The sequence below is a fragment of the Duganella sp. SG902 genome (assembly GCF_013376005.1).
Taxonomy (GTDB): Bacteria; Pseudomonadota; Gammaproteobacteria; order Burkholderiales; family Burkholderiaceae_D; genus Rugamonas.
In genome coordinates, this window is record NZ_JABMJK010000005.1 from 219648 (window position 1) to 237919 (window position 18272).

General features: G+C 62.1%; 17 protein-coding genes. 2 read left to right on the top strand and 15 right to left on the bottom strand.

Translation table 11 applies throughout. The annotated features are described in order from the left end of the window. The first annotated feature begins 73 nt into the window (after nt 1–73). Nucleotides 74–2200: an EAL domain-containing protein gene (locus FHW83_RS13085; protein ID WP_176646788.1), complete on the top strand. Its 2127-nt coding sequence runs from the start codon at nt 74–76 to the stop codon at nt 2198–2200. A 47-nt stretch (nt 2201–2247) separates the two neighbouring features. On the opposite strand, the gene FHW83_RS13090 is transcribed toward FHW83_RS13085, so the two are convergent. From FHW83_RS13090 to FHW83_RS13160, 15 genes are all read right to left on the bottom strand, one after another. Beyond that, nucleotides 2248–2676 (bottom strand): F0F1 ATP synthase subunit epsilon, encoded by a 429-nt coding sequence (locus FHW83_RS13090; protein WP_176646789.1) that lies wholly within the window; start codon nt 2674–2676, stop codon nt 2248–2250. A gap of 58 nt (nt 2677–2734) precedes the next feature. Further along, nucleotides 2735–4135 (bottom strand): F0F1 ATP synthase subunit beta, encoded by a 1401-nt coding sequence (gene atpD / locus FHW83_RS13095; protein WP_092280724.1) that lies wholly within the window; start codon nt 4133–4135, stop codon nt 2735–2737. A 30-nt stretch (nt 4136–4165) separates the two neighbouring features. Continuing rightward, nucleotides 4166–5041, bottom strand: coding sequence for a F0F1 ATP synthase subunit gamma (atpG, locus tag FHW83_RS13100; RefSeq protein ID WP_176646790.1), 876 nt, complete (start codon nt 5039–5041; stop codon nt 4166–4168). A gap of 52 nt (nt 5042–5093) precedes the next feature. Further along, nucleotides 5094–6635 (bottom strand): F0F1 ATP synthase subunit alpha, encoded by a 1542-nt coding sequence (gene atpA / locus FHW83_RS13105; protein ID WP_176646791.1) that lies wholly within the window; start codon nt 6633–6635, stop codon nt 5094–5096. 69 nt (nt 6636–6704) lie between these two features. Beyond that, the gene (locus tag FHW83_RS13110) at nt 6705–7250 is read right to left on the bottom strand and encodes a F0F1 ATP synthase subunit delta (RefSeq protein ID WP_176646792.1); all 546 of its coding nucleotides are present in this window, start codon (nt 7248–7250) and stop codon (nt 6705–6707) included. Between the two features lie 2 nt (nt 7251–7252). Then, nucleotides 7253–7723, bottom strand: a complete 471-nt coding sequence (locus FHW83_RS13115) for a F0F1 ATP synthase subunit B (RefSeq protein WP_176646793.1) — start codon at nt 7721–7723, stop codon at nt 7253–7255. Nucleotides 7724–7765: 42 nt separating this feature from the next. Continuing rightward, nucleotides 7766–8044 (bottom strand): F0F1 ATP synthase subunit C, encoded by a 279-nt coding sequence (atpE, locus tag FHW83_RS13120; protein WP_072782978.1) that lies wholly within the window; start codon nt 8042–8044, stop codon nt 7766–7768. 62 nt (nt 8045–8106) lie between these two features. After that, on the bottom strand, nt 8107–8901 hold the full coding sequence (atpB, locus tag FHW83_RS13125) for a F0F1 ATP synthase subunit A (protein WP_176646794.1): 795 nt from the start codon (nt 8899–8901) through the stop codon (nt 8107–8109). A gap of 21 nt (nt 8902–8922) precedes the next feature. Beyond that, nucleotides 8923–9288: an ATP synthase subunit I gene (locus tag FHW83_RS13130; RefSeq protein WP_373997212.1), complete on the bottom strand. Its 366-nt coding sequence runs from the start codon at nt 9286–9288 to the stop codon at nt 8923–8925. A gap of 183 nt (nt 9289–9471) precedes the next feature. Beyond that, nucleotides 9472–11583 carry a cellulase family glycosylhydrolase gene (locus tag FHW83_RS13135; protein ID WP_176646795.1) on the bottom strand — a complete coding sequence of 704 codons (2112 nt, stop codon included), beginning with the start codon at nt 11581–11583 and terminating at the stop codon, nt 9472–9474. Further along, nucleotides 11576–12445 carry a ParB/RepB/Spo0J family partition protein gene (locus FHW83_RS13140; RefSeq protein WP_176646796.1) on the bottom strand — a complete coding sequence of 290 codons (870 nt, stop codon included), beginning with the start codon at nt 12443–12445 and terminating at the stop codon, nt 11576–11578. Before FHW83_RS13140 ends, FHW83_RS13135 begins: the two co-directional genes overlap by 8 nt. 9 nt (nt 12446–12454) lie before the next feature. After that, a complete protein-coding gene (locus FHW83_RS13145; protein ID WP_176646797.1) occupies nt 12455–13225 on the bottom strand; it encodes a ParA family protein in 771 nt (256 codons plus the stop codon). Nucleotides 13226–13327: 102 nt separating this feature from the next. Further along, the gene (gene rsmG / locus FHW83_RS13150) at nt 13328–13978 is read right to left on the bottom strand and encodes a 16S rRNA (guanine(527)-N(7))-methyltransferase RsmG (RefSeq protein ID WP_176646798.1); all 651 of its coding nucleotides are present in this window, start codon (nt 13976–13978) and stop codon (nt 13328–13330) included. Further along, the gene (gene mnmG / locus FHW83_RS13155) at nt 13975–15900 is read right to left on the bottom strand and encodes a tRNA uridine-5-carboxymethylaminomethyl(34) synthesis enzyme MnmG (RefSeq protein ID WP_176646799.1); all 1926 of its coding nucleotides are present in this window, start codon (nt 15898–15900) and stop codon (nt 13975–13977) included. Before mnmG ends, rsmG begins: the two co-directional genes overlap by 4 nt. A gap of 164 nt (nt 15901–16064) precedes the next feature. Beyond that, on the bottom strand, nt 16065–16829 hold the full coding sequence (locus tag FHW83_RS13160) for a TSUP family transporter (RefSeq protein WP_176646800.1): 765 nt from the start codon (nt 16827–16829) through the stop codon (nt 16065–16067). Nucleotides 16830–16953: 124 nt separating this feature from the next. Here FHW83_RS13160 and FHW83_RS13165 point away from each other — a divergent pair, with 124 nt between their 5' ends. Further along, a complete protein-coding gene (locus tag FHW83_RS13165; protein ID WP_176646801.1) occupies nt 16954–18111 on the top strand; it encodes an iron-containing alcohol dehydrogenase in 1158 nt (385 codons plus the stop codon). The last annotated feature ends 161 nt before the right edge of the window (nt 18112–18272 follow it).

The window sequence follows — 18272 nt, forward strand, 5'->3', positions numbered from 1 at the left end:
TGGGGGCAGGCCCTGACGTTGATCTCGACAATACCAGCGCCCACCCTTCCGCCGTTCCAGCCTTGGCTACCCAATGAACACGCGCACGCGCCCTTATCGCAGGCTGCCGACACCGATCGCGGCGCTGGCCGCGGCGGTCAAAGCCCGCCTCGTCATCTATGGCGTCACCATCCGCGACAGCTTCGTCGTGCTGCTGCCGATCACCTTCGTGGGCGTGACGGCCAGCCTGCTCCTCAACCAACCGTTCCTGACGCTGCGCCAGCTGATGTCGCGAGTGCTGGGCGCCACCTGGCCGGCGGCCATCCATCACGTGATGAACGCCACCTACGGCGTGTTCGGGCTGGCGCTGGCGGTGGTGGTCAGCATCCGCCTGGCGCACCGGCTGGCGGCGGATGATGGCCGGGACGACGGCATCCAGGCCTGGGTCGGCATCGCCGCGCTCGCCAATTTCATGCTGTGGACCGGTGTGGTCGGCTTGCCGGTCACCACCGCCCTGGCCCAGCACTCGATGTTGCAGGGCATCGGCATCGGGCTGCTGACCGCTGAACTGCTGCGCCCGCTGGCGACCGTGTGCCGGGGCGCGCCGGACTACGACAGCGAGCCGGTGTTCCACCACGCCATGCGCATGACGGCGCCCCTGGCGATACTCGGGCTGATCGTGATGCTGGCGGCGCAGGCGGTGGCCGCGCTGGCGCCGGCCGGCGCGCCGTGGCTGGCGCGGCTGGCGGCCAACATCAACCCGTGGATGGAGGCCGACTGGCTGCTCAACACCTGCGTCGTCTTGCTCAACGAGCTATGCTGGTTCGTCGGCATGCATGGCAATGTGGCGGTGGACCAGCTGGCGCATCTGCTGTTCGGCATCACCGGCGACTCCTTCCAGCAGGCGCTAAGCTGGCGCCCGCTGGTCGACACGTTCGGATTGCTGGGCGGCTCGGGCGCGGCGCTGGGCCTGGTGCTGGCCCTGTTCATCGTCGCGCGCGAAGGACCGCTGCGGCGCCTGGCGCTGATGTCGGCCCTGCCCTCCGTGTTCAACATCAGCGAACTGCTGATCTTCGGCCTGCCGATCGCGCTCAACCCGATGTTCCTCGCGCCCTTCCTGCTGGCGCCGCTGGCGCTGACCCTGATCGCGGTGGCCGCCTCGCACGCCGGGCTGGTGCCGCTGCACGACCTCACGGTGCCGTGGACCACGCCGCCGCTGCTGTCCGGCTACCTGGTCACGGGTTCCTGGCACGGCGCCGCGCTGCAGGCGCTGGGGCTGGTGGTGAGCACCCTCATCTACCTGCCCTTCGTGCGCCGCGCCGAGGCGCGCCGCCTGCGCGAACAGAAGCTCGCGTTCGACACCGCCATCGACGCCATCGTGGCGCCGGCGCAGCCGCATCTGCGCTCGGTGCTGCGCAGCGGCAAATCCGGCATGATCGCGCGCGGCCTGCTGGCCACGCTGGCGCGCGACCTCGGCACGCCGGCGGTGTCGCTGGCGTTCCAGCCCAAGCACGACCGCGACGGCGTGGCGGTGGGCGTGGAGGCGCTGTTGCGCTGGCGGCACGGCCGCTATGGCCCGGTGCGCGCCGACGCGGCGATCATGCTGGCCGAGCAAGGCGGCCTGATCGGCCGGCTCGGCGGCTGGGTGCTGGAGGAGGCCTGCGCCTGCAAGGCGCGCTGGAACGCGCAGGGGCTGTCGCACATCACCATGGCGATCAATGTCTCGCCGCTGCAGCTGGACGCGCCGGAGCTGCCGCGCCTGCTGGCGGACTGCCTGCGCCGCAACCGTCTGGCGCCCGGCGAGATTCAGCTCGAGGTCACCGAGAGCCAGGCCATTCCGGCCCACGAGATGGTGGACAGCAACCTGGCGGCGATCGTCAGCATGGGGGTGTCGCTGGCGATGGACGATTTCGGCATGGGGTATTCCTCGCTGCTGCACATGCGCCGCTTCCCCATCCACGCGATCAAGATCGACGGCTCGCTGACACGGGACGTGCTGACCAACAGCATCAGCCGCGACATTATCCACAGCATCGCCTCGCTGGGCACGGCGCGCGCGGTCGAGGTGGTGGCCGAGTTCGTGGAAACGGCCGAGCAGCGCGACGCGCTGCTGGCCCTGGGCTGCGAGGTGTTCCAGGGCTACCTGTACAGCCCGCCGCTGGCGGCCGACGACTGCGCGCGCTACCTGACGCGCCACGGCGCCGTCGCGCGCCGCGCATAAAAAAAGGCAGCCTGGGCTGCCTTTTTGCTTGATGCTGCGTGCGTTGCTTAGTGCTTGGCGACTTGACGCAGCTTGGCGATCGCCGCCAGCTGGCCGATGGCCGCCGCCAGTTCGGCTTGCGCTTTCGCGTAGTCGATGCCCGAGCTGTTGTTGGCCAGCGCTTCCTCGGCGCGTTTCTTGGCCGCGACCGCTTTGGCCTCGTCCAGATCCTTGCCGCGAATCGCGGTGTCCGCCAGCACCGTCACCGCGCCTGGCTGCACTTCCAGCAGGCCGCCGGCGACGAAGACGAACTCCTCCTCGGACTGGCCTGGAACCTGGATGCGCACCGCGCCCGGACGGATGCGAGTGATCAGCGGCGTGTGCTTGGGATAGATGCCCAGCTCGCCCTGCTCACCCGGCAACGCGACGAATTCGGCCTCGCCGGAGTAGATCAACTCCTCGGCGGAAACCACGTCAACGTGAATAGTGTTTGCCATGTGTGTCCTATCGGGTGGAACGGCCCCATCTCACGACGGGGCCGAACAACTCAAGCAATTAGTTGAGTTTCTTGGCTTTCTCGATGGCTTCCTCGATCGTGCCAACCATGTAGAACGCTTGCTCTGGCAGGTGATCCAGTTCGCCCGAGGCGATCATCTTGAAGCCCTTGATGGTGTCTTTCAGCGACACGTATTTACCAGGCGCGCCGGTGAACACTTCAGCCACGTGGAACGGCTGCGACAGGAAACGCTGCATCTTACGTGCGCGCGCCACCAGCAGCTTGTCCTCAGGAGCCAGCTCGTCCATGCCCAGAATCGCGATGATGTCACGCAGTTCCTTGTAGCGCTGCAGGGTGCCCTGCACGGCGCGCGCGGTGTCGTAGTGCTCTTGACCAACGACCAGCGGGTCCAGCTGGCGCGAGGTCGAGTCCAGCGGGTCCACCGCGGGGTAGATACCCAGCGAGGCGATGTCACGCGACAGCACCACGGTCGAGTCCAAGTGACCGAAGGTGGTCGCTGGCGACGGGTCGGTCAAGTCATCCGCTGGCACGTACACGGCCTGGATCGAGGTGATCGAACCGGTCTTGGTCGAGGTGATGCGCTCTTGCAGACGGCCCATTTCTTCGGCCAGGGTAGGCTGGTAACCCACCGCGGAAGGCATACGGCCCAGCAGTGCGGACACTTCGGTACCGGCCAGGGTGAAGCGGTAGATGTTGTCGACGAAGAACAGAACGTCCTTGCCTTCATCACGGAACGCTTCCGCCATGGTCAGGCCGGTCAGCGCCACGCGCAGACGGTTGCCTGGTGGTTCATTCATCTGACCGTAGACCATCGCCACTTTCGAGTTGGCCGGGTTTTCCAGGTCAACCACTTTGGCGTCGGCCATTTCGTGGTAGAAGTCGTTACCTTCACGGGTACGCTCACCAACACCGGCGAACACGGACAGACCCGAGTGCGCCTTGGCGATGTTGTTGATCAGTTCCATCATGTTCACGGTCTTGCCGACGCCGGCGCCACCGAACAGACCGACCTTACCGCCTTTGGCGAACGGGCAGACCAGGTCAATAACTTTAATACCGGTTTCCAGCAGGTCCTGCGATGGCGACAGCTCGTCGTATGCAGGCGGCGCGCGGTGGATCGAGGCGATCTGGTCGTGCGCGACCGGGCCGCATTCGTCGATCGGGTTACCCAGCACGTCCATGATACGGCCCAGGGTCGCTTTACCAACCGGCACCATGATCGGCTTGCCGGTGTTCTGGATTTGCATGCCGCGACGCAGACCGTCCGACGAACCCAGAGCGATGGTACGCACGATACCGTCACCCAATTGTTGTTGTACTTCCAGCGTCAGCTCGGAGCCTTCCATCTTCAAGGCATCGAATACCTTGGGCATTGCGTTGCGTGGAAACTCAACGTCAACCACCGCGCCGATACACTGAACGATTTTGCCATCAGCCATGTTCGTTCCTTCAAATATAGTTAAATTCGTTTAAACCGCTGCCGCACCGGCGACGATTTCGGAGAGTTCTTTGGTAATCGCGGCCTGGCGGGTCTTGTTGTAGATCAGCTTCAGTTCGCCGATCACATTGCCGGCGTTGTCGCTTGCCGCCTTCATCGCCACCATGCGCGCCGATTGCTCGGACGCCAGGTTTTCCGCGACCGACTGGTACACCAGCGCTTCTACATAGCGCTCCAGCAGTTCATCGATGACAGTCGCCGCGTCTGGCTCGTAGATGTAATCCCAGTTGTGATTACCCGCGTCAGCCTGTTTCTTCGCGGCCGGCAGCGGCAGCAGCTGCTCCACCACCGGTTCCTGTTTCATCGTGTTGATGAACTTGGTGTAGCACAGGTAAACCGCATCCACCTCGCCATTCTGGAACTTTTCCAGCATTACTTTGACGGGGCCGATCAGTTTTTCCAGGTGCGGGGTGTCGCCGATCTGGGTCACTTGCGCAACCACGGGAACGCCGACGCGATTCAGGAAACCCAAACCTTTGTTACCAATCGCCACCGCGGCAATCTTGTTGCCGGCGGCTTCCAGCTCACGCGTTTTGTTGGTCACCAGACGCAGCACGTTGGTGTTCATGCCGCCGCACAGACCCTTGTCGGTCGTGACGACGATGAAACCCAGCGCCTTGGCCTCGTTCTTGGCTTCATCGGCCAGGAACGGGTGCGTGTATTCTGGATTTGCGTTAGCCAGATTAGCAGCGATGTTACGAATCTTCTCACTGTAGGGACGGGCGGCGCGCATGCGATCCTGCGCTTTGCGCATTTTCGATGCGGCGACCATTTCCATCGCCTTGGTGATCTTCTTCGTATTTTCTACGCTCTTGATCTTGCCACGTATCTCTTTGCCTACTGCCATGAGTCCTTACTCCTTCTGCGCTGAAGGCGACTCCGGGGAGCCGCCAAGCATCTTAAAATGCGCCGGATTTCTTGAAGTCGGCGATGGCAGCGGACAGGGCGGCTTCGCCATCCTTGTCCAGTTGCTTCGACGATTCAATCTTCGACAGCAGGTCAGCTTGTTTGGTCTTCAGGTACGCGTGCAGGCCGGCTTCGAAAGGCAGTACTTTCTTGACTTCGACGTCGTCCAGGTAGCCCTTGTTCACTGCGAACAGCGAAGCGGCCATCAGCGAGATCGACAGTGGCGAGTACTGCTTCTGTTTCAGCAGTTCGGTCACGCGGGCGCCGCGGTCCAGCTGCTTGCGCGTCGATTCGTCCAGGTCCGAGGCGAACTGCGCGAACGCGGCCAGCTCACGGTACTGCGCCAGGTCGGTACGGATACCGCCCGACAGGTTTTTGATGACCTTGGTCTGAGCGGCGCCACCAACGCGCGACACCGAGATACCGGCGTTGATCGCGGGACGGATACCGGCGTTGAACAGCGAGGTTTCCAGGAAGATCTGGCCGTCGGTAATCGAAATCACGTTGGTTGGAACGAAGGCCGAAACGTCGCCGGCCTGGGTTTCGATGATCGGCAGCGCGGTCAGGGAACCGGTCTTGCCTTTGACTTCACCTTTGGTGAAGGCTTCGACGTAGTCGGCGTTCACGCGGGCCGCGCGTTCCAGCAGACGGCTGTGCAGGTAGAACACGTCGCCCGGGTAAGCTTCGCGGCCTGGCGGGCGGCGCAGCAGCAGCGAGATCTGGCGGTAGGCAACTGCTTGCTTCGACAGGTCATCGTAGACGATCAGGGCGTCTTCGCCGCGGTCGCGGAAGTATTCGCCCATGGTGCAGCCCGAGTAGGCCGAGATGTACTGCATGGCGGCCGATTCCGACGCCGAGGCGGCCACCACGATGGTGTACTCCAGCGCGCCGTGCTCTTCCAGCGAGCGCACGATGTTCTTGATGGTCGAGGCTTTCTGGCCGATTGCAACGTAGATGCAAGTCATGCCTTGGCCTTTTTGGTTGATGATCGCATCAACCGCAACCGCCGACTTACCGGTCTGGCGGTCGCCAATGATCAGCTCACGCTGGCCACGGCCGATCGGCACCATCGCGTCGATCGATTTCAGGCCGGTCTGCATCGGCTGCGAGACGGACTCGCGGGCGATCACGCCCGGGGCGATCTTCTCGATTGGCGAGGTCAGCTTGGTGTCGATCGCGCCCTTGCCGTCGATCGGCTGGCCCAGCGCGTTGACCACGCGGCCACGCAGCTCGGGACCGACCGGCACTTCCAGGATGCGGCCGGTGGTTTTGACGGTGTCGCCTTCCGAGATGTGCTCGTAGGCGCCCAGAATCACGGCGCCGACCGAGTCGCGCTCCAGATTCATGGCCAGGCCGAAGGTGTTGCCTGGGAATTCCAGCATCTCGCCCTGCATCACTTCCGACAGGCCGTGAATGCGGACGATACCGTCGGCCACGGAGATCACCGTGCCTTGGTTACGTACTTCAGCGCCACCATCAAGGCCTTGGATACGGCTCTTGATCAGCTCGCTGATTTCAGATGGGTTGAGTTGCATACTAACTCCTAAAAGTGTTTCTCTCAGCTTGCGCGAGATGAAGAATCTGTTCTAAGCGGGTCAGCTCTCTTAAGCGACCAGTGCAACACGCATTTGCTGCAGCTTGGCGCGGACCGAAGTGTCCAGCACTTCATCGCCAACGACCACGCGCACGCCACCGATCAGCGCTGGATCCACGGTCACGACCGGGTTCAGCTTGCGGCTGAATTTCTTTTCCAGCGTAGCGACCAGCTCGCTTACTTGAGCGGCGCTCAGCTCGAAGGCACTGGTGATGGCGGCGTCCGCGGCGCCTTCCACGGCGTTCTTCAACGCCTGGAACTGCGCGCCGATTTCCGGCAGCAGACTGATACGGCCATTTTCCACCAGCATGGACAGGAAGTTTTTCGCTTCCGTGTTCAGCGGCGATTTCACCAGAGCCGTGATGGCGGCGACGATATCGCTGGCCGACGCTTTCGGGTTGCGGGCGAATGCTTGCACCTCGGGGTGGGCACCGATCTGGGCCAGTTCGGCCACCAGTTCGGACCACGCCGCGAGGGTGAACGATTCCTTACCTGCTTGGGCTACGCGGAACAGAGCTTCCGCGTAGGGACGGGCGACGGTTGCGTTTTCTGCCATGATTACAGCTCGACAGACAGGCGCGACAACAGTTCGGCGTGGGCCGAGGCGTTGACTTCGCGCTTGAGGATTTGCTCGGCGCCCTTCACAGCCAGGTCAGCCACCTGAGCGCGCAGCGCTTCACGCGCCTTGGCCAGTTGCTGCTCGGCTTCGGCCTTGGCTTGCGCAATGATGCGGTCCGCTTCAGCTTGTGCATTCGCTTTGATTTCTTCCGCGACCAGTTGCGCGCGCTTTTCAGCGTCGGCAACGCGTTGCGAAGCTTCCTCGCGTGCACCGGCCAGGGCTTCGCTGGCGCGCTTCTCAGCGACGATCATGGCTTGCTGGCCTTGGTCGGCCGCAGCCAGACCATCAGCGATACGCTTGGCACGCTCATCCAACGCTGCGTTCAGCGATGGAAATACGAACTTCATCGAAACCCAGACCAACACCGCGAAGGTGATCATCTGGCCGATGAGAGACATATTGATGTCCATACCTTTGCTCCTAACTAAAAGTTTCTCCTAGGGTGGAGCAGATTACTGAGCGACGGTTTGCAGGGCAGCCAGGAATGGGTTGCTGAAGGTGTACAGCAGAGCGACACCGACGCCGATCATCGAGATCGCGTCCAGCAGACCAGCGATAACGAACAGCTTGGTTTGCAGTTGTGGCATCAGTTCTGGCTGACGGGCCGAGGCTTCCAGGAATTTACCGCCCAGAATGGCGAAACCCAGAGCGGTGCCGATAGCGGCCAGGCCGATGATGATAGCGGCTGCCAGAACGGTCATGCTTTGTACTTGTGCGATCAGAGCTTGCATTGAAATTTCTCCTAAGATTTAAAAAAGACTACAGATACTAAAAAGTTAAAAACGATTATTGCTTAGTGCTTCTCAACCGCGATGGCCAGATACACAACCGTCAGCGCCATGAATACAAACGCTTGCAGGGTCACCACCAGGATGTGGAAGATGACCCAAGGACCACCGAGCAGCCACTGCGCGTACCACGGCAGCAGTGCGATCAGGATGAACAGCAGTTCGCCGGCGTACATATTGCCGAACAAACGCAGCGACAGCGACAGTGGCTTGGCCAGCAACTCGATCATCTGGAAGATGAAGTTGACCGGGGCCAGCACGATGGCCATGAAGCCATGCGCGTGGAACGGCGCGGTCAGCAGCTCCTTACCCCAGCCGCCGAGACCTTTGGCTTTGATCGAGAAACCAATAATGCACAGCATGACGCCGAAGGACATGCCGAAAGTGTGGTTGACGTCCGCGGTCGGCACGACGCGCAGCTTGTGGACGCCAAAGAAGGACAGGATTTTAGGCAGCAGGTCGACCGGCAGGAAGTCCATGGCGTTCATCAGCCAGACCCAGCAGAAGATGGTGATCGCCAGCGGGGCGATGACCTTGCTCTTGGCGTGGAACGCCGAGTTGACCACCTCGTTGACCAGTTCCATCACGGCCTCGACGAAGTTTTGCAGCTTGCCCGGCACGCCGGCGGTGGCGCGGCGCGAGGCCAGCCAGAAGACGCCGAGGAAAACCAGGCCCAGAATGGCCGAAACCCAGAACGTGTCCAGGTTATACATGCCGTCGGCCGATTTCAGGTGGCTAAGGTGGTGCTGAATGTACTCGATATTGGTGGGCGCTTCGTGCCCGACGTGTTCAGTGGTCATAAAAATATAAGATTTTGGTGATTAAATTGCGAGCAATGCCAGCCAATAGGCGAAGGTTGACACCGCGAAACCCAAGATCAGCCATAACCATGAGGCCGACTGAAACAACAGCAGTGCCAACACGAACAGCACTGCCGTGATAAATATCTTCGTCACTTCGGCGCGCACATGCGCGCGGAAAGCTTTTTTGGCGTCATTTGTTCCGCCCGCAACAATCATCGCGTACATCAGACTCCCGATGACTGCGATTGCTCCGCCATAGGCGGCCGACCAAGCTTTGATTACTCCACCTATGTTCCAGGTGAGCAAGGCGAATCCAGTGGCGATGGCCAACTGGAGGGCGACGACTCGGAACACCGGCTTGGAGATGCTCGTGGAACTACTCACTGCCGAGCCTCCCTTAAAAGCCGATTAAACCCCAAAGACGCGTGATTATATGTGTCTTTCCTGTATCACGTCAAACATGGTGCACCGCAACACGGCATTTGGTGCACGAAAGCGACGCTTTTAGAAACATTTCCGTGCGCTTTGCACCATGATGCAGCGAGTTAGCCGTTTGCCAGGTCGGGCCTACAGGGCGCACAAGCCGGCGATCGCGGCCGAGATTTTGGCGGGGTAGGCCGCCATGTCCGCGCGGCTGTCCACCGAGGCCAGCAACGACCGTCCCGCTGCGACCGCTTCATTGGTCGAATAGCAATCACGGCGCTGCGGCGTGTTGAGGCTGGCCGTGAAGGCGCCCGCCACCGCCGCTTTCCTGTTTGCCGCGGCGGCATCCATGCGGCCCTGGACGCTGGCGTCGGCCAGGCCCGCGGCATGGATCGCCAGCACCGCCCTGCTCTTCTCCAGGCCGGAGTAATTGATGTTGTCGGCCCAGTACTTGAGACCATCGGCATCGGCCTCGCGATGGAACAGCTGAGCGTAAATCTGTCGCACATACTCGTTAACGCGGTCGGGCGTATAGAGTTGCCGGAAAGCGCCGCTCTGATACAGGCCGTCCACCATCTGGCGCAGCGCCGGCTCGGTGTCGTAAGCCCGGTCCAAGGCGGCCAACGTTGGCTGCAGCACCAAGCCCCGGCTGCGCATGTCGGCGGCAAGATCAGTCAACTGGCCGGCAAATCCGTCTAGCCCGCCCGGATCGGCGGGGAAGCCGACATAGGCCAGATAGAGCTGCTGCACCACCGGATACCACAGACGGCGCTGCACCAGCTGCCCGGCCGGCTTGAGCAGGCCATCCGGCGTGATCACCGAAAAACCTTGCTGGTTGGGGCTGGGCGAAAGCGACCACAGCATGAAACCGCGGTCGGCCACGGTCAGGCCGTTGAGGAAGCGTTCGTAAAACGCCTGATTGAACTGGTCGTCTGGATCGGCGCTGCCGAATTCACCGATCACCAGTGGCATGGCGCTGCCGTACTCGCGGCTCATCTCGCGCAGCGCGGCCGCCTGCACAAAATTGACCTGTTGCAGGCTGGTGCTGTCGCGACTGCTGGCGCCGATATATAAATGTGGGCTGGCAAAGGACGAAATGTCTTTCCAGTATTTGAGCAGCGGGGTCTGCGCCTCGCCCACCGTGGTCGGGTGGACGGCATCGTTGCTGCGCACCAGGTTGTACATGGAATCGACCGCGCGCACGACCGAAGCATAGTCCTGGTCCGAGTGCATGCAGTCGAACGCCACCGCGTTCCACAGCGGTTCATTCATGATGTCCCACGCCAGCAGCGCGCGGTGGTTCCTGAAGCGCTTGATCAGTGCATCGGCGCTGTCGCGCACATCGACGAAGCCCTTCTTCCAGTAGCAGTTGGCGTCGTACTTGGTGTAGCCGTCCAGTACCAGAATCACCTTCAGGCCTGCCGCGTCGGCCTTGTCCATAAAACCTTGCACCTTGGTGATAACCTGCCGGGCCAGCACCGCGCTGTCGCTCTCCGCGCCCCACTCTCTCTTGGCCGGATCGGCGCACACATACTGATAGCGCGCATTGTCAGGCATCCAGTCGGACGGTGCGCCCGGGGTTTTCGGCGGCAAGATCACGGCCATGCGCAATACGTTGAGGCCCATGCCAACGGCATTGCTGATGATGGTGTCGACGTCCGCGCCTTCCGGCAGCCAGGCTGTGTGGTCGCACAGGCGGTTGTCTTCAAAGGTTTGCATCAGCACATTGGCGCCGCGGAAATTGGCGTTGCTGAAGGCAAGCGGGTCAACCGCTACCGGCGGCGCGATCGGCGGCGCCAGCGAGCGGACTGCCGGCGCGTTGTAGGTCTCCACCAGGGTGGTCACGCCCGGGTCAAGCCATTCGACGCCTTCCTGCACCAGGCCCCACTGGAAATGACAGCCCACCACCTGTGAATAACTGGTGGCGTCGCAATAGCGCGGCTCGCGCACGGCGACGTCGAAGCTAAAGGTGTACACCGCGCCCGGCGCAACCTCCACCCCGGCCGGCAAGTCGACCCGACCGAATCCCCAGCGCCAGTTATCTCCCGGATTCTGGGCGCCAAGGCGATACTGGCCGCTGGTCCACCTGGTGGTGCCGGTATTCTTATAGGTGACGGAAACGGTATAGGTCTGCCCCAGTTGCATGGTGTGGGGCACGCTCTGGGAAATAAACGTGGCGCCGGCCGCAGCCATGGCGCCACTATGCAGCAACAGCGCCGCAATTCCCGCGCAGAACACCTTCCACGGCTTACGCACGCAGGCGGGCCAGTACGCCGTCGAGGACGTCGAGGTCGGCGAAGTCGATGATCATCTGGCCGCGGCCTTTAGGTCCCATCTTGAACACCACCGGCGTGGCCAGGGTGTCGGACAGTTCCTCTTCCAGGCGGACAATGTCGCCCGACTTTTCCTTGACGCGCGCCTCCTTGGGCGCGGCCTTCAGTTCTTCCACCGTTTTGGCCACCAGCTTCTCGGTCTCGCGCACCGACAAACGCTTGGCCACCACCATATTGGCCAGGTTGATCTGGGTGGCGGCGTCCACCGCCAGCAGCGCGCGCGCGTGACCCATGTCGATGTCGCCGGCCATCAGCATGGTTTGCACCGGCGACGCCAGATTCATCAGGCGCAGCAGGTTGGACACCGCGCTGCGCGATCGGCCGACCGCGTTGGCGGCCTGCTCGTGGGTGAAGCTGAAGTCGGTGATCAGGCGGTGGATGCCCTGCGCTTCCTCCAGCGGATTGAGATCCTCGCGCTGCATGTTCTCGATCAGCGCCATGGCGGCGGCGGCCTGGTCGTCTACATCACGCACCAAAACGGGGAGCACTTCCAGTCCGGCCAATTGCGCAGCGCGGAAACGGCGCTCGCCGGCGATGATCTCGTATTTGTCCTTGCCGACCGGGCGCACCAGGATAGGCTGCATGATGCCCTGGGTCTTGATCGAGGCGGCCAGTTCCTGCAGGCCGCCCTCGTCCATGCGGGTACGCGGCTGGTATTTACCGGCCTGCATCTGCGTGACCTTCAGTTCGGACGGCGTGTTGGCGTCCGCGGTGGTGATGTCGCCGTCGCCGCCAAGCAGCGCTTCCAGGCCGCGACCCAGGCCTTTGAGTTTTTTGGTTGCCATGTGATTGCCTTACATTTTCTTGATGCGCTTGACCATCTCGGCGCCGAAGGCGATGTACGCCTGCGCGCCCTTGGAGGACGGATCGAAGGTCACGCCCGGCACGCCGTACGACGGCGCCTCCGCCAGGCGCACGTTGCGCGGGATGATGGTCTTGAAGACCTTGTCGCCGAAGTGCTGCTCCAGCTGGGCCGACACCTGCTGCGACAGCGTCATGCGCGGATCGAACATCACGCGCAGCAGGCCGATGATCTTCAGGTCCGGGTTGAGGTTGGCGTGCACCTTCTTGATGGTGTTGACCAGGTCGGACAGCCCTTCCAGCGCGTAGTACTCGCACTGCATCGGGATGATGACGCCGTGCGCGGCGCACAGGCCGTTCAGCGTCAGCATCGACAACGCCGGCGGGCAGTCGATCAGAATGAAATCGTACTCTTTGTCCACCAGCGCCAACGCGTCCTTCAGGCGGCGCTCGCGGTTGTCGAGTTCCACCATCTCCACTTCCGCGCCGGCCAGCTCGCGGTTGGACGGCAGCACATCGAAGTGGCCCGGCTCGGAACGCTGGCGCGCAGCGGCCACGTCGGCCGTGCCCAGCATCACCTCGTAGGTCGATGCCTTCAGTCCCGCCTTGTTGATGCCCGCGCCCATGGTGGCATTGCCTTGCGGGTCCAGGTCGACCAGCAATACGCGCTGGTCCAGTTTTGCCAGACCGGCGGCGAGGTTAACGGTGGTGGTGGTTTTGCCTACGCCGCCCTTTTGATTTGCTACGCAAAAAATTTTTGCCATGTAATTCTTATCTTGGTTGATGCGATTGATTTATACAATATAAACGGTATAAACGATTTATACTATTTATACGATATAAACCATTTATACCGTATAAATCGTTTATGCGGTTTCTGCTTGAATGAAAACCAGGTGACGCTCCGCGTCCAGCCCCGGCACCGCCAAAGGCTCCAGTTTTCGCACTTTCCATGGTGCTGGCAGTCGCTCGCGCTCCTCCACCGGCGCCGTGCCTTTCAAGGCGATGTATTGCCCGCCCTCTTGCAGCAGGTGCCCCGACCAGTTGACGAAGTCGGACAGGTCCGCGAAAGCCCTGGAGGTGATGACGTCGAATTTCGTCTTCACTTCCAGCTCCTGCACCTTCTTCGTGTACACCGTGACGTTGCTCAATCCCAGCTCCGCCTTCACCTGGTTGAGGAAGGCGGTTTTCTTGTGCACCGTGTCGATCATCGACACCTTCATGTCCGGGCGGCTGATGGCCAGCACCATGCCCGGCAACCCTCCCCCTGCCCCGACGTCCAGCACGTTCTGCGCATCCTTGAATGCGGGAACGGCGGCCAGCGAATCCAACAGGTGCAGCTTCACCATTTCCATGGGATCGCGCACCGAGGTCAGGTTGTAAACCGCGTTCCACTTGTTCAGCAGGTGCAGGTAGTCCAGCAGTTTTTCTACCTGTTCCCCGCTCAGCGCCACTGGCAGCTGTCTGATGCCTTGTTTCAATACATCCGCTACCACACTGCGGTCAAACACCTTCATGCTGCCTCATCTTTCTGAACGAAACCACCAAAACCGGCCTTCTTCAGGTGCACCAGCAGCAGCGAAATCGCCGCCGGGGTCACGCCCGAAATACGCGATGCCTGGCCCAGCGTCTCCGGACGTTGCGCGTGCAACTTCTGGCGCACTTCCACCGACAGCGCGGTGATGTCCAAGTAGTTGTAGTTCTCCGGCAGCTTCAGGTTTTCGTAGTGCTCGTGGCGCTCGACTTCCTTGGTCTGGCGGTCGATATAGCCCGAATACTTGAGCTGGATTTCGATCTGTTCCTTGACCGCTTCGTCGGTCTCGCCGGGGCCGGCCAGCTCGCGGCCGTCGGCGCCTTTCAGCGTCATCAGCTTGTCGTACTCCACACCCGGGCGGCGCAGCAGGTCCGCCAGCGAATATTCACGCTCGATGGCCTGGCCAATCACGCGCTCCGATTCGGCGGCTTCCAGGATGCGCGGGTTCACCCACGTGGAGCGCAGACGCTCCAGTTCGCGCGCGACCGACTCGCGTTTGCGGTCAAACGCTTCCCACTGCGCATCCCCGATCACGCCCAGCTTGCGGCCGATTTCGGTCAGGCGCATATCGGCGTTGTCTTCGCGCAGGCTCAAGCGATACTCGGCGCGGCTGGTGAACATGCGGTACGGTTCCATCACGCCTTGCGTGACCAGGTCGTCGACCATCACGCCCAGATAGGCTTCGGAACGGGCCGGAGTCCAGGCTTCCTTGCCCTGGGTTTGCAGCGCGGCGTTGACGCCGGCCAGCAGGCCTTGCGCGGCCGCCTCCTCGTAGCCGGTGGTGCCGTTGATCTGGCCGGCGAAGAACAGACCGTTGATGGCCTTGGTTTCCAGCGACGCTTTCAGGCCGCGCGGGTCGAAATAATCGTATTCAATGGCATAGCCTGGACGCAGGATATGGGCGTTTTCCAGGCCCTTCATCGAGCGCACCAGCTCGATCTGCACGTCGAATGGCAGGCTGGTCGAGATGCCGTTTGGATAGAATTCGTTGGTCGTCAGGCCTTCTGGTTCCAGGAAAATCTGGTGCGATTCCTTGGACGAGAAGCGATGAATCTTGTCCTCGATCGAAGGACAATAGCGTGGGCCGACGCCTTCGATCACGCCGGTGTACATCGGGCTACGATCCAGGCCGCCACGGATGATGTCGTGGGTTTTCTGGTTGGTGTGGGTCACCCAGCACGGCATCTGCCGCGGGTGCATGGCGGCATTGCCCATCACCGAGAACACTGGCACAGGGTCCAGGTCGCCCGGCTGCTCGGTCATTTGCGAGAAGTCTATGCTGCGGCCGTCGATGCGCGGCGGCGTGCCGGTCTTCAGGCGGCCTTGCGGCAGCTTCAGTTCCTTCAGGCGCGCCGACAGCGACACGGCGGGCGGATCGCCGGCGCGGCCACCCGAGTAGTTGTTCAGGCCCACGTGGATCTTCCCGTCGAGGAAAGTGCCGGCGGTGAGCACCACGGCGCGCGCGGCGAACTTGAGGCCGATCTGGGTGACGGCGCCGACCACGCGGTCGCCCTCCACCATCAGGTCGTCCACGGCCTGCTGGAACAGCCACAGGTTGGGCTGGTTTTCCAGGCGCGAGCGGATGGCGGCCTTGTAAAGGATACGGTCGGCCTGGGCGCGGGTGGCGCGCACGGCAGGGCCTTTGGAGGAATTCAAAATGCGGAACTGGATGCCCGATTCATCGGTGGCGATCGCCATGGCGCCGCCCAGCGCATCGACTTCCTTGACCAGATGGCCTTTGCCGATACCGCCGATGGAGGGGTTGCACGACATCTGGCCCAGCGTCTCAATGTTGTGGGTGAGCAGCAGCGTCTTCTGCCCCATACGGGCGGAAGCAAGGGCGGCCTCGGTACCGGCGTGTCCACCGCCGACAACGATGACGTCGAAATTCGTAGGAAATAACATGGTGGAAAAGTTTAAAGCGAAGGGATCAAGATCAGATTATAGAGTTTTTTTGATGCTGCGACTTTTTTAGGCAAAAATATTCTTGGTTTGTTCCACGTGAAACAATGCAAAAGGGACACCGAAGTGTCCCTTTTTTGCTCAACTTTGTTCCACGTGAAACAGTGTCACCAACGCAACCATGCATCGTAACCACTCTTGACGATCAACACCGACACCACGACGAGGAACAGCTTGCGCACGAAGCCGCTGCCGTGCTTCATGGCCATGCGCGATCCGATCAGGGAACCGATGATCTGGCACACCGCCATGGTCAGGCCCAGTTGCCAGATCAGGTGGCCGCTATAGCCGAACCAGATCAGGGCGGCGAAGTTGCACGCCACGTTGACGATCTTGGCCACAGCCGAGGCCCCAAGGAAGTCAAAGCCAAACACGCGCACGAACAGGAACACCAGGAAGCTGCCCGTCCCCGGGCCGAAGAAGCCATCGTAGAAACCGATGGCGGCGCCAACCACCAGCGCCAGCGACTGCTCCCTGGCGCCGGAATGGATGGGCGCGTGCACGCTGCCGAAGTCCTTCTTGGCGAAGGTATAAATGGCCACCGCCAGCAGCACCACCGGCAAGGCGATGCGCATGAAATCGGCCGATACCTTGGTGACGACATAGGCGCCGAGGAAGGCGAACACGAGAGCCGCCAACGCGGCCGGCGTCGCCACCGACCAGGCGATCGCCACCCGCCGCGCATAGCTCGCCGCCGCCACGCTGGTGCCGAAGATACTGGCCAGCTTGTTGGTGCCTATCAGGGTGGCCGGGGCCATGTTGGGGAAGACCGCGAACATGGTCGGCAGCTGGATCAGCCCTCCTCCACCCACCACCGCGTCGACCAATCCTGCGCCGAACGCAGCCACACCCAACACCCAAAAGTCCACCATGATTCCGCCATCCCCAACTTGCAAAGGCTCTATTGTACGGAAGAAATCTATGGCGGGCCGATGCCGATCCGGCATGGCTTGGGGTAAGCTACACGCTGCAATCCACTCCTGAACGGACGCCGTCATGACCGATTTTGCTTTCAGTACCGTGGCCCACATCGTCTCCGAACTGGGCGCGGCCGGACGCTTGGGCGAGCATATCGCCAAGCGTTTTCCCGGCGCCAGACGCGCCCTGCTGGTGACCGATCCGGGCTTCCTCCAGACCGGATTGGTGGAAACGCCAGCGGCCAGTTTGCGCGCCGCCGGGCTGGCTGTGGAGATCTATTCACAGGTGGTGGCGGACCCGCCCGAGGTGGTGGTGCTGGAGGCGGTGGGCGCCGCACGCGCGTTCCGGGCCGACATCGTGATCGGCCTGGGCGGCGGCAGCTCGATGGATGTGGCCAAGCTGATCGCCGTGCTGGCCAACAGCGAGCAGCCGATCAGCGCCATCTACGGCATCGGCAACGTGAAGGGGACGCGACTGCCGCTGGTGCAGATTCCGACCACGGCGGGCACTGGTTCCGAGGTCACCAACATCGCCATCGTGACCACAGGCGCTACCACGAAGATGGGCGTGGTGGCGCCGCAGCTTTATGCCGATTTGGCATTGCTGGATGCGGAGCTGACCTTAGGCCTGCCGCCGCATGTGACCGCCGCCACCGGCATCGACGCCATGGTGCACGCGATCGAGGCCTACACCAGCAAGCATAAGAAGAACCCGCTGTCCGACATGCTGGCGCGCAAGGCGCTGCAACTGCTGTCGTCCAACCTGATCGCCGTCTGCGAAAACGGACGCAACCTAGCCGCGCGCCAGGCCATGCTGCTGGGCGCCTTGCTGGCCGGGCAGGCGTTTTCCAATGCGCCGGTGGCGGCGGTGCATGCGCTGGCCTACCCGATAGGCGGCATTTTTCACGTGCCACATGGGCTGTCGAACTCGCTGGTGCTGCCGCACGTGCTGAGGTTTAATGCGCCGGAGGCTGCGGACCTGTATGCGGAGCTGGCGGAGATTGTGGTGCCGGCGGCCAGCGGCAGCGTCGAGGCAAGGGCGGAGGCGCTCGCTGTTGCGATGCAACAAATCGCCATCGTGACGGGGATAGAACGGACTTTGCAGCAGGTGGGCATCAGGGAAGCGGATCTGGACCGGCTGGCCGATGACGCCATGTTGCAGACTCGCTTACTCGGCAATAACCCGCGCCCTGTGACCCGGCAGGACGCGCGCGCCATCTACGCCGCCGCGCTTTGACCCTAATGCCGCTAAGTTAAGAGCCGTCATTCCCGCGCAGGCGGGAATCCATGCGGAACTTATAGCCAGGCGCTCTATGGATTCCCGCCGGCGCGGGAATGACGGCTCATCAGTTTGTGGTCGAAAAAACTTAACTTAGCGGCATCAGGGACAGGCCTCGC